We start from the raw sequence: 11,685 nt of genomic DNA, 5'->3' as shown, positions 1-11,685 counted from the left end.
GTGACGGAGTTGGTCACTTAGCGTTGCGAATAGGTAACCGTGCCATAACGGCGTTCCAGGGCCTGTGCCCGACACGCCGGGCAACTCGGCAAGGTTGTGGCAGGCTGCACCCGGGCAGGCCACACTCGACTAGCGGAAGCAGCGACGCACGTGACGTCGGCAGGCACCACCCGGGAGGTCCCCATGCCCGAACTGCGTGTCGTGGCCGTCTCGAATGACGGCACACGGCTGGTGCTGAAGGCTGCCGACTCAACGGAGTACACGCTTCCGATCGATGAGCGGCTCCGTGCCGCTGTCCGCGGCGATCGTCCCCGCCTCGGTCAGATCGAGATCGAAGTCGAAAGCCACCTCCGTCCTCGCGACATCCAGGCGCGTATACGTGCCGGTGCCAGCGCGGAAGAAGTCGCCCAGCTCGCAGGCATCCCCGTCGACCGTGTACGGCGTTTCGAGGGCCCCGTCCTCGCGGAGCGCGCGTTCATGGCCGAGCGGGCTCGCAAGACCCCTGTCCGCAGGCCCGGTGAGAACGCGGCCGGACCCCAACTCGGCGAAGCCGTCCAGGAACGGCTGACCCTGCGCGGTGCCGACAAGGACACCGTGCAGTGGGACTCCTGGCGCCGCGACGACGGCACCTGGGAAGTCCTGCTGGTCTACCTGGTCGCGGGTGAACCGCACTCGGCGAGCTGGACCTACGACCCGCCCCGGCGGCTCGTCCAGGCCGTCGACGAGGAGGCGCGCTCGCTGATCGGCGAGTCCGAGGACCTCGCCGCGGCGGAGCCCAGCTTTCCGTTCGTGCCGCGTATCGCCCGGCTGCCGCGCGACCGTCCGCTGGACCGCGCTCTCGAGCGGCCGAGCCTGCCGGCGCCGCCGGTCGAGTCCGACGAGGACAGCGCGGCGAGCGAACGGGACTCGCTGACCAGCCTGTTGGAGGCGGTACCGAGCTTCCGCGGCGACCTGGTCGTCCCGGAGCGCCCGGCGCCGGAGCCTGCGGTGGAGGAGCCCGCCGCCGAACCCGCGGAGGAGGAACCCCCGGCCCCCGCGGCCTCGGCCGGTTCTGCCTATGCGGACGTCCTGATGCCCCGTTCGGTCGGCGCCCACCGCGACCGTCTCGTCGGCGCGACCGACCGCCAGGCCGAGGCCGACGGCGTCCGCCCGGGCCGCCGCGCGGCGGTCCCGAGCTGGGACGAGATCGTGTTCGGCACACGGCGCAAGAAGCAGGAGTAGCGGGAACAGCACGCGTTCGTACGAGGGTGAGGGCCGCGCCAGTCGGGTGCGGCCCTCTTCTTCGTACGCCCCCGGGATCCCTTTCTTGGTGCGCCCCGGGATCCGTCCCCCCGGGCTACTGCGGGTCGGGGCCGACGGCGACCGGCCGGGACGGGTCGGTGGACCACTCCGACCACGAACCCACGTACAGCGCGGCCGGAATGCCCGCCACCGCGAGGGCCAGCACCTCGTGCGCGCCCGAGACGCCCGAGCCGCAGTAGACGCCGACCGCTGAACCGTCGCTCGCACCAAGAGCCTTGAAGCGGTCGGCGAGTTCCTCGGCGGGCAGGAAGCGGCCGTCGGCCGCCACGTTCTCGTTGGTGGGCGCGGAGACGGCTCCCGGGATGTGGCCGCCCACCCGGTCGATCGGCTCGACCTCGCCGCGGTACCGCTCCCCCGCGCGGGCGTCGAACAGCACCCCGGAGCGGGCCAGCGCCGCGGCCTCGTCGGCGTCGAGGAGACCCGAGGCACCCGGCGCGGGGACGAAGTCGCCCGGGGCCGGGGTCGGCACGGACGTCTCCAGCGGCCCCTCCCAGGACGGCAACCCGCCGTCGAGGACCCGCACGTCCGGGTGACCCGTCCAGCGCAGCAACCACCATGCCCGGGCGGCCGCCCAGCCCTGTCCGCCGTCGTACACGACCACCGGCGTCCCGGCGGACACGCCCGCCCGGCGCATCGCGGCGCCGAAGATCTCCGGGTCGGGCAGCGGGTGCCGGCCGCGGTCGCCGGGGGCGGAGGCCAGCTCCGAGTCGAGGTCGACGTAGACAGCGCCCGGAATATGGCCTGCCGCGTACGCGGCGCGGCCGTCGAAGGGCGGCTCACCTGCCGCCCTGGCCACGCTCAGCTGCCAGCGGACGTCGAGCACGACGGGCGGCCGCTGCCCGGCCAGGTCGCTCGTGAGTTCGGATGCGGAGATGATGGCGTTCATGGCCCCATCCTTGCGCACGGGGTGGCCGCGCCGTCGATGTCCGACTAGTCTGCTCCGCCGGGCAGACCCGATCACGAGGCGTATGGGTTCGGGCACATGCTGTACAGCTGATCGACATCCTTCGGCAATCGCACGGAAACGGGCGAGAAACCGCGTGTCGGGCATCCTCCGGGCACGGGGTCCGAGGTACGGCGCGCCCGGGGCGCGCGACGGTACGGGTGATGCGAGCATCGGCTCGGGGTATCCGGAGAGCGGAAGCGAACGGCCACCGCGAGGGGTCGAGGAGAGAGTGACGATGACCGAGGCACGGGGGTCGGCCGGCCCGAACGGCGAAGCGCACGATCTGCGGGCGCCCGGCACACCCTGCTGGGTGAGCCTGATGGTGCACGGGATGGACGCGACCCAGGAGTTCTACGGCGCGCTGTTCGGCTGGGAGTTCCGGCCGGGCCCGCACCAACTGGGCCCCTACGCGCGTGCGCTGCTGGACGGCTACGAGGTGGCCGGCATCGGCCAGCTGCCGCCCGACCGCCACCTGCCGATCGCCTGGACGCCCTACCTCGCCTCGGACGACGTGGACGTGACCGCCGAGACGGTCCGGCTGTGCGGCGGCACGATCGGCGTCGGCCCGCTGGACGCGGCCGAGGCGGGCCGCCTCGCGATCGGCTCGGACCCCGCGGGCGCGGTCTTCGGCATCTGGCAGGCGGCGGCCCACCTCGGCACCGCCATCACCGGCGTCCCCGGCACCCCCGCCTGGAACGAACTCGTCACCGCCGAGTCGGAGAGCGTGACCAAGTTCTACGAGACGGTCTTCGGCTACGAGACCCAGCCGGCCGCCGCCACCGACTTCGACTACGTCACCCTCAACCTCGCGGCCCACCCGGTCGCCGGCATCCACGGCGTCGGCAACGCCCTCCCCCGCGACCGCGGCCCGCACTGGATGACGTACTTCGAGGTAGCCGACACGGACGCCTCGGCCACCCGCCTCCAGGACCTCGGCGGCCACGTCCTCAAACCCCCCACGGACAGCCCCTACGGCCGAGTCGCCACGGTCGCCGACCCGGAGGGCGCCCGCTTCGCCTTGATCCAGATCCCACGCTGAGCCCTCGGCTCGCCAGCGGCACGATGTGGGCGGAGCATGGAGGTATCTGCTGCTCCACACATCGGGAGGAGCGATGCGAAGTCGTACCGCACCGTTGCTGACATGTCTGTTGGCGGTTCCGGCGCTGGCGTTGGCGCCCGGGGCCGACCCCGGGGTCGGAGACACGCTGAGTCTCTCGGGGACCGACTCGGGCGAGACGCTCGACGTCACAGTGCGCAAGGTCGTCGATCCGGCGCGGCCGGCCGACTACTTCAAATCCTCGGCCGGACAGCACTACGTGTCGGTGCAGTTCCGGCTCAAGAACACGGGCACCGCGGTCTACAAGGACTCTCCGTCCAACGGCGCCACCGTGATCGACAAGGCGGGGCAGCGCTTCACGGCGACCATCGCCAATACGGCGGCCGGCCCGGAGTTCCCCGGCAGCGTCACCATCAGGCCCGGCAAGTCGGCCTTGGGCTTCATCACCTTCGAGGTGGCCGACGGATCCCGTGTCGTCACCGTCCAGTTCGCCATGAACAGCGGATTCTCCGACGACGTCGGTGAATGGACCGTCCCTTAGGAGGACGACACCGGCAGTACGTCCGGTGACAGGGCCGCCGCTCGCGTCGTCGCCGATGTCATGCGGCGGCGGTGGTGGCGGCGGCAGAGGACCTCGTAGCCGATGGCTTCGGACTGGTTGACGTCGCCTACGACCACTTGGGCGCCCTCGACCACCATCTCGCCGCCTATCGTGCGGGCGTTGTGGGTGGCGCGGGCTCCGCACCAGCAGAGGGCCTCGACCTGGAGGACCTCTACGCGGTCGGCCAGTTCGACGAGGCGTTGGGAGCCGGGGAAGAGCTTCGAGCGGAAGTCCGTGGTGATGCCGAAGGCGTAGACGTCGAGGCCGAGGTCGTCGACCACGCTGGCGAGTTGGTCGATCTGTTCGGGGACCAGGAACTGGGCCTCGTCGGCGATCACGTAGTCCGCGCGGCCGCCCTGGGAGAGGTGGTCGACGAGGTAGGCGTACAAGTCCTGGCCGTCTTCGACCTCCACCGCGTCCGTGACCAGGCCGAGGCGGGAGGAGAGCTTGCCCTCGCCCGCTCGGTCGTCGCGGGTGAAGATCATCCCGGCCAGCCCGCGCGCCGAGCGGTTGTGCTCGATCTGGAGCGCCAGGGTCGACTTCCCGCAGTCCATCGTTCCGGAGAAGAACACCAGCTCGGGCATGGAGGGTTGAGCACCTTTCGGCGGGCAGGCAGGGGGACAGGGTGGATCGCCGTCAGGAGCGTACTTCCAGGAGTGGGATCAGTTGTTCGGCGGGGGTCATCGAGCCGTGGTTGCCGACCATCGCCGACTCCTTGGGCTCCCGCTCGGAGGCGATGATCAGGACGTCGTCCCGCGCGGCGGCGATCACGTCGCCGAGGCGGTCGTACACCCGCTCGTCAATCTTCGGCCCGAACCAGCCCGCCGCGATCGCCTCGTCCCGCGACGCCACCCAGAACTGCTCGCCCAGCACCTCGCGCCAGCAGGTGACGACGTCGCTCGCGGCGCCCGGCACCGCGTACACGTGCCGCGCTCGGCCCTCGCCGCCCAGCAGGGCGACCCCGGCGCGCAGTTCCCAGTCCGCGTCGAAGTCGATGCGGTGGTCCTCGTCGAAGGGCACGTCGACCATGCCGTGGTCGGCGGTGACGTACAGCGCGCTGCGCGGCGGGAGTTGCTCGGCGAGGCGCTGGACCAGCCGGTCCACGTACATGAGCTGACCGCGCCAGGTGTCGGAGGCGACGCCGAAGCGGTGGCCCGCGCCGTCGAGTTCGGCGTAGTACGTGTAGACCAGGGCGCGGTCGCCGGCGGCCAGTTGCTCGGCCGCGAGGTCCATGCGGTCCTCGCCGGTCAGCCGCCCGTGAAACGTTCCGCCACTGAGCGCGACCTTGGTCAGCGGGGTGTTCTGGAAGGTGGGCGAGGAGACCTGGGCGGCGTGCACGCCCGCGGCGTCGGCGAGCTGGAAGATCGTGGGGTACGGCTGCCAGTCGCCCGGCGAGGTCCACGGCTGCCAGCGCAGCTGGTTCATCAGCTGGCCGGTCGCCGGATTGCGCACGGTGTAGCCGGGCAGGCCGTGCGCGCCGGGCGGCAGGCCGGTGCCGACGGAGGCGAGGGAGGTCGCGGTGGTCGCCGGGTAGCCCGTGGTCAGGGGGCGGCCGGTGCCGCCGCGCGAGCTGCCGAGCAGCGAGGTGAGGAAGGGCGCCTCGTCGGGGTGCGCCTTCAGCTGCTCCCAGCCGAGGCCGTCGATCAGGAACACGCAGTTCCGGTCGGCGGGGGTCAGCTCGGTGATCGCCGCGGTGGTGCCCGGTACGGACATGCCCGCGGCGAGGGTGGGCAGCAGGTCGGCGAGGGAGCCGCTGCCGTACTCGGGCAGCGGGGCGGAGTCGACGGCGAGCGGTTCCGGGTACGCGTCCCAGGAGGTGGACTGCGCCATCAGCGGGTGACGTCCGCGGTCGCCTCGGAGAGCGACTGCGCGAAGGCCAGGGACTGCCGCACCGTGTCCGGGCCGTCCCCGGCCTCGCTGACCCGCAGGCTGAGGTCGTCCGCCGTCGAGTTCCCCGTATAGCCGTGGTCCGCCTCGCAGTTGGGGTCGCCGCAGGCGGCGGGCTCCAGGTCGATGCGGGCGACCGCGCCCCAGCCGATGGTGAGGACGACCTCGCGCGGCAGCGTGCCCGGCGTGTACTGCTCCGGGTTGGCGACCACGCGGCTGAGCACGACCGACGAGATCCGGCTGAGCTTCACGGACTCGGTGGACGTCGTCGCGTACGGCGTCGGGGAGGTGCTGTCCGCGGCCTGCTCGTCGGTGTGGCTGACGATGAAGCGGTTGGCGGTGAGGACGAGCACGGTCACGTGCCGCCGCACCTCGTTCTGGTCGAACGTCGTCTCCTGGTGGACCAGGTACGACCGGATGGGCTCGCCACCCAGGGCGGCCTCCACCGCCTCGGCCACGAGGGCCGGGTAGTAGCCGCTGCGCTCGATCGCCGCTCGCAGCCCCTGGGTCGTCGTACTGGTCTTGGCCATGATGTCCATCCTACGGGGGTGGACTGACTACGAGGCACCGGTCACGGCCGTCTCCGTGACCGTCTCAGTAGACGGGAAGCGTGCGCGGGCCGAGGTCGTCGCGGGCCGGTGCCGGGGCCAGCCGGACGGAGGCGCCGAGAACGCTCAGGCCACGGGGTGCGACGACGACGGGCTCCAGGGTGACCGCGACGACCTCGGGGTGATCGTCGACGAGCCGGGACACACGCAGCAGCAGTTCCTCCAGCGCAGGCGTGTCGACCGGGGTGGAGCCGCGCCAGCCGAACAGGAGCGGCGCGGTCCGGATCGAGCGGACCACGGAGGTCGCCTCCCGGTCGGTGACCGGGATCAGCCGGTGCGCCATGTCGTCGAGCAGCTGCGAGGCGGCTCCGGCGAGCCCGAACGACAGCACGGCTCCGGCCGCCGGGTCGATGACGGCCCGTACGACGGTGTCGACCCCGCGCGGTGCCATCCCCTGCACCACCGGGCGCAGCTCCTCCGGCTTCCCGAACAGCTCGGTCAACTCGGCGTACGCCCGCCGCAGTTGCTCCTCGTCCGCCAGGTCCAGGCGGACGCCGCCCAGGTCGGCGCGGTGCCTGAGGTGGGGGGCGGTGGCCTTGAGGGCGACCGGGTAGCCGACGGTCCCGGCGGCTCGGACGGCGTCGTCCGGGGTGAACGCGGGGAGGGCCCTGCGTACGGGGATCCCGTACCGCCCGAGCAGCTCGCAGGTCTCCTCCGTACCGAGGGTGAGGCCCTGCCCGCGCGCGAGCATCCCGTCGATCAGGCGGGCCGCGCCCTTCTCGTCGATGTCCGCGTCGATGGACTCGGGCACCTTGCCGGGCTCGGCGGCCTCGCGGCGCCACTGCGCGTACTTCACGGCCTCGCCCAGGGCGCGGACGGCGCGCTCGGCGGCGGGGTAGGCCGGGATGAGGCGGGCGGAGGGCGCGTCGGGAGCCGCGGTCTCCGATGCCTGTACGGGCGGGGGCAGTTGCTGCGAGGGGCGGAGCCGGCGGGCGCCGGAGGGCTTGGTCTCGGCCTGGGGTGCGGTGGCGACCGCGGCCGACAGTGCCTCGGCGAGGCCGCCGAGCTCGACGTGCACGACGAGCACCGGCTTGCCGGGGACCTGTTCGGCGGCGGAGCGCAGCGCCTCGGCCAGTTCGGCGTCGGCGACCGAGGTCTCGCCGATGGCGGGTATCGCGGTGACGACGACCGCGTCGCACGCGTCGTCGCCGAGCGCGCGCAGCAGCGCCGCGTGGAAGTCGCCGGCCGTCGCCCCGGTGGTCAGGTCCAGCGGCCGCAGCGGCCGCAGTCCCTCGGAGAGGCAGGCGTCGTAGGTCAGCAGCCCCAGCGACTCGGAGTTGCCGAGGATCGCCACCCGGGGTCCGGCCGGCAGGGGTTGGCGGGCGAGCAGCAGTCCGCTGTCGACGAGGTCGGTGATGGTGTCGACGCGGATCACGCCGGCCTGCCGGAGCAGCGTGGTCACCGTGGCGTGCGGCAGCCGGGTCGCCTGGACGGCGTGGCCCTGGGGGGCGGAGCCGGCGCTCTGGACGACGACCAGGGGCTTGGCGGCGGCGGTGCGCCGGGCGAGGCGGGTGAACTTGCGCGGGTTGCCGATCGACTCCAGGTACATGAGGACGACGTCGGTGTCCGGGTCGTCGTACCAGTACTGGAGGACGTCGTTGCCGGACACGTCCGCGCGGTTGCCGGCCGAGACGAAGGTGGAGACGCCGGTGACCCCGGTGACGCCGCCGCCGCGTCGGTGCAGGCGGGAGAGGAGGGCGATGCCGATGGCGCCGGACTGGGCGAACAGGCCGATGCGGCCGGGGCGGGGCAGCTCGGGGGCGAGGGAGGCGTTGAGCCGTACCTCCTGCGCGGTGTTGATGACCCCGAAGGCGTTCGGTCCGATGATGCGCATGCCGTACGTGCGCGCGTGGCGGACGAGTTCGCGCTGGCGGTCGCGTCCCTCGGGGCCGCTCTCGGCGTATCCGGCGGAGACGACGACCAGTCCCTGTACGCCGTGTTCGCCGCACTCGGTGACGATCTCGGGGACGTGGTCGGCCGGCACGGCGACGACCGCGAGGTCGACGGGTCCTTCGATGTCCCGCACCGAGCGGTGGGCGGCGATCCCGTCGAGCTCCTTGAGGTCGTCGGGGAAGGCCTTGTTCACCGCGTACAGCCGCCCGGTGTACCCGGCGTCCTTGATGTTGTCGAGGATGCTGCGGCCCACTCCCCCGGGCGTGCGGCCGGTGCCGATGACGGCGACCGAGCCGGGCACCAGCAGCCGTCGCACCGACCGCGCCTCGGCGCGCTGTTCACGCGCGCGTTGGACCGCGAGCGAGCGGTCGGTGGGCTCCAGGTCGAACTCGAGGCGGACGACGCCGTCCTCGAAGCTGCGCTTCTGGGTGTAGCCGGCGTCCATGAAGACTTTGATCATCTTGTTGTTGGCGGGCAGCACCTCGGCGGCGAAGCGGCGGATGCCGCGCTCGCGGGCGACGGCGGCGATGTGTTCGAGGAGCGCGGAGGCGACACCGCGTCCTTGGTGGGCGTCCTGGACGAGGAAGGCGACCTCGGCCTCGTCAGCCGGAGCGGACGCGGGCGTGCCCTCGGGACCAATGCGGTCATAGCGTACGGTGGCGATGAACTCGCCGCCGATCGTGGCCGCGAGCCCCACCCGGTCCACAAAGTCGTGGTGCGTGAAGCGGTGGACGTCCTTCGCGGACAGCCGCGGGTAGGGCGCGAAGAAGCGGTAGTACTTCGACTCGTCCGACACCTGCTCGTAGAAGCTGACCAGGCGGTCCGCGTCGTCGACGGTGATGGGGCGGACGCGCGCGGTGCCACCGTCGCGCAGCACGACGTCGGCTTCCCAGTGGGCGGGGTACTCGTGCCGGTCCGACGAGGTCTGCATGGGCCCCAGCGTACGGCTCGCGTATGACAACGGCGCGAGGCAGTCTGTGGGGAACACGCCTGTCCGCCGGGGACGGTGGAAGGGTGTGCGTCGGGCCGAGGCCGCGGCCCGACCGCACGCTATGGAAAACTGGTCTAGACAACATGGTCTAGACAACCTGAGACACTGAAGGGCAGCATCACATGGCTGAGCGCCGCGTCAACGTCGGCTGGGCCGAGGGCCTCCACGCCCGCCCCGCTTCCATCTTCGTCCGAGCCGCCACGGCCACAGGCGTCCCGGTGACGATCGCCAAGTCCGACGGCAACCCCGTCAACGCGGCCTCCATGCTCGCGGTTCTGGGCCTGGGCGCCCAGGGCGGCGAGGAGATCGTCCTCGCCTCCGGGGCCGAGGGCGCGGACGCCGCGCTCGACCGGCTGGCGAAGCTGGTCGCCGAGGGGCTCGAGGAGCTTCCCGAGACCGTCTGAAAATCGAATTGAGGGATACGGCACGCGTCACTTCGACGACACCGTCCCGCAACTCCGAAGGGCTCGCCCGAATTACCGGGCGAGCCCTTCGAATTTCCCGAGTTCGGGCAGCAGAAATAATCCCCCTGGAATTACCTTCTCTTTGTATACGGCGCCCGTGTTAATGCCGCACACCCGACATGTTTACGGGATGTTGCGAGTTCCTCACACGCTCCGCGCGCTCCCCGGTGCCGAAGCGCAGCCGGTGCGCGCTCGTCGAGTGCTCGGTGTGCAGGGCGGTGATCGCCCGCGCGCGCTCGGCGTCCCCGCGCGCCACGGCGTCGACGATCGCGCCGTGCTCCGCCCAGGACTCCACGGGGTTGGCCGGCGCCTCCACGGCGTACATCCAGGCGATCTTGTGGCGCAGCTGGGTCAGCGTCGAGGTCAGCGCGTGGCTGCCGGAGGCCTGGGCGAGCGTCTCGTGGAACCAGCCCCCCAGGGAGCGCAGATCCTCGCTGTTGCCCCTCCTGGCCCGCTCCTGGCCCAGCCTGACCAGGCCGCGCAGCACCTTGAGGTGGGCCTCGGTGCGCCGCTGCGCGGCCCTGGAGGCGCCGAGCGGCTCCAGCAGCATGCGCATCTCCAGCAGGTCGGCGGCCTCCTGCTCGGTCGGTTCCGCGACGCACGCGCCCGCGTGCCGCCGGGTCACCACGAAGCCCTCCGCCTCCAGCGTGCGCAGGGCCTCACGGACGGGGACGCGCGAGACGCCGTAGCGCCGCGCCAGCAGTTCCTCGGTGAGCCGGCCGCCGCGCTCGTAGACACCGGCGACGATGTCGTCCCGGATGGCCGTGCACACCGAGTGCGCCGGAATACGCATGTCCGACCTCCGTCTTAATCCCCGTGAAACGTCGCCGGTTGACGTGTGTTCAGTGACTCTATTGCAATCGGCTGGAATTTCCGACGGGGGACCGGAATCGATGGATATTTTTTGGACAGAGAGCGGACAGAAAGACCGAAAGCCCCGGCTCGGAGAGCCGGGGCTGAAGAAGATCTCGCGGTCCGTCGTCAGACGTTCACACCATGCGAACGAAGGTAGGCGACGGGGTCGATGTCCGATCCGTACTCGGGGGTCGTGCGGGCCTCGAAGTGGAGATGCGGACCGGTGACGTTGCCGGTCGCGCCGGAGAGGCCTATCTGCTGCCCGGGGGTGACCGTCTGGCCCACCGAGACCCCGATGGACGACAGGTGACCGTACTGGGTGTACGTCCCGTCGTTCATCTTGATCACTATCTGGTTGCCGTAGGAGCCGCCCCAGCCGGTCTCCACGACCGTGCCGGAGCCGACCGCGTGGACGGTCGTGCCGCTGGCCGCGTGGAAGTCGATGCCGGTGTGGCTGCCGGAGGACCACAGCGAGCCGCCGCTCTTGTAACCCGTCGAGACGTACGAGTTCGAGATCGGCGCGACGAAGGTGTTGAGGCGCTTGCGCTCGGCGGCCCGGGCGGCGCGCTCCTTGGCCTCGCGTTCCTCCTCGGCCCGCGCGGCGGCCTTCTTGCGTGCCGCCTCCGCCGCCGCCTTCTTGAGGGCGGCCTCCTCGGCCGCCTCCTTCTGGGCGTCGGCCTGGGCGTCGATCTTGGCGGCGATCGTGTCGCCGATGGTGATGACGGGGGTGAAACCGGTCTGCTCGACGGCGCTCTCGGCGGAGTTGTCCGCGGCGAGTGCCGGAGCTGCCAGGGTGCCGACGACGCCGGTGGTGGCGAGTGCCGCGACGCCCGCCGCACGGGCGGTGGTGCGCTTCACGCGGCTGGGACGACGGTGCTTCCCGGTGGCGCAGGTGAACGCCATGTACTGGGTGGTCCTTTCCTTCCTTCTCGCCTACCGGGTTAGCTGACGGGTTCGGAGCAGGAAGGTCTCCTACGGACCCCCTCGCGCAGCGCGCGGGCGTCCGATTCACCCCAGGGACATGGGTCCCCGGCTCCCCTGGCTCGCGCCGGACGGGGACTCGGCGATGACTGTCCGGTGC

At 71.8% G+C, this 11,685-nt stretch carries 11 protein-coding genes and 1 riboswitch; of the genes, 4 read left to right on the top strand and 7 right to left on the bottom strand.

Features of this window, described 5'->3' with window-relative positions:
• Positions 1-183 precede the first annotated feature (183 nt).
• The gene (gene sepH / locus ACWD5F_RS08795) at positions 184-1,221 is read left to right on the top strand and encodes a septation protein SepH (protein WP_451252486.1); all 1,038 of its coding nucleotides are present in this window, start codon (positions 184-186) and stop codon (positions 1,219-1,221) included.
• Positions 1,222-1,336: 115 nt separating this feature from the next.
• Here sepH and ACWD5F_RS08790 read toward each other — a convergent pair whose 3' ends face one another.
• Positions 1,337-2,188: a sulfurtransferase gene (locus tag ACWD5F_RS08790; RefSeq protein ID WP_451252484.1), complete on the bottom strand. Its 852-nt coding sequence runs from the start codon at positions 2,186-2,188 to the stop codon at positions 1,337-1,339.
• A 295-nt stretch (positions 2,189-2,483) separates the two neighbouring features.
• Here ACWD5F_RS08790 and ACWD5F_RS08785 point away from each other — a divergent pair, with 295 nt between their 5' ends.
• Positions 2,484-3,287 carry a VOC family protein gene (locus tag ACWD5F_RS08785; protein ID WP_401722024.1) on the top strand — a complete coding sequence of 268 codons (804 nt, stop codon included), beginning with the start codon at positions 2,484-2,486 and terminating at the stop codon, positions 3,285-3,287.
• A 73-nt stretch (positions 3,288-3,360) separates the two neighbouring features.
• Positions 3,361-3,846 carry a DUF4352 domain-containing protein gene (locus tag ACWD5F_RS08780; RefSeq protein ID WP_451252482.1) on the top strand — a complete coding sequence of 162 codons (486 nt, stop codon included), beginning with the start codon at positions 3,361-3,363 and terminating at the stop codon, positions 3,844-3,846.
• Here the strand turns inward: ACWD5F_RS08780 and ACWD5F_RS08775 are convergent.
• From ACWD5F_RS08775 to ACWD5F_RS08760, 4 genes are all read right to left on the bottom strand, one after another.
• On the bottom strand, positions 3,843-4,490 hold the full coding sequence (locus ACWD5F_RS08775) for a thymidine kinase (protein ID WP_451252480.1): 648 nt from the start codon (positions 4,488-4,490) through the stop codon (positions 3,843-3,845). The two genes, ACWD5F_RS08780 and ACWD5F_RS08775, sit on opposite strands and share 4 nt — an antisense overlap.
• Before the next feature lie 52 nt (positions 4,491-4,542).
• Entirely contained in the window at positions 4,543-5,736 is a 1,194-nt protein-coding gene (locus ACWD5F_RS08770; RefSeq protein WP_401722032.1) for an alkaline phosphatase family protein, read from the bottom strand.
• Positions 5,736-6,323, bottom strand: coding sequence for a DUF5998 family protein (locus tag ACWD5F_RS08765; RefSeq protein ID WP_401722035.1), 588 nt, complete (start codon positions 6,321-6,323; stop codon positions 5,736-5,738). Before ACWD5F_RS08765 ends, ACWD5F_RS08770 begins: the two co-directional genes overlap by 1 nt.
• A 64-nt stretch (positions 6,324-6,387) precedes the next feature.
• The gene (locus ACWD5F_RS08760; RefSeq protein WP_451252478.1) at positions 6,388-9,225 is read right to left on the bottom strand and encodes a bifunctional acetate--CoA ligase family protein/GNAT family N-acetyltransferase; all 2,838 of its coding nucleotides are present in this window, start codon (positions 9,223-9,225) and stop codon (positions 6,388-6,390) included.
• Positions 9,226-9,407: 182 nt separating this feature from the next.
• Here ACWD5F_RS08760 and ACWD5F_RS08755 point away from each other — a divergent pair, with 182 nt between their 5' ends.
• A complete protein-coding gene (locus ACWD5F_RS08755; RefSeq protein WP_401722041.1) occupies positions 9,408-9,689 on the top strand; it encodes an HPr family phosphocarrier protein in 282 nt (93 codons plus the stop codon).
• 160 nt (positions 9,690-9,849) lie between these two features.
• On the opposite strand, the gene ACWD5F_RS08750 is transcribed toward ACWD5F_RS08755, so the two are convergent.
• Together ACWD5F_RS08750 and ACWD5F_RS08745 are read right to left on the bottom strand one after the other, a co-directional pair.
• On the bottom strand, positions 9,850-10,542 hold the full coding sequence (locus ACWD5F_RS08750) for a GntR family transcriptional regulator (RefSeq protein ID WP_280879693.1): 693 nt from the start codon (positions 10,540-10,542) through the stop codon (positions 9,850-9,852).
• 188 nt (positions 10,543-10,730) lie between these two features.
• Entirely contained in the window at positions 10,731-11,507 is a 777-nt protein-coding gene (locus tag ACWD5F_RS08745) for a M23 family metallopeptidase (protein WP_451252476.1), read from the bottom strand.
• Between the two features lie 13 nt (positions 11,508-11,520).
• Positions 11,521-11,680, bottom strand: a riboswitch (cyclic di-AMP (ydaO/yuaA leader).
• Positions 11,681-11,685: the final 5 nt, after the last annotated feature.

This window comes from Streptomyces sp. NPDC002499, assembly GCF_053595415.1.
Note: the sequence above shows the minus strand (reverse complement) of the source record. Positions and strands in the feature narration are given on the sequence as shown.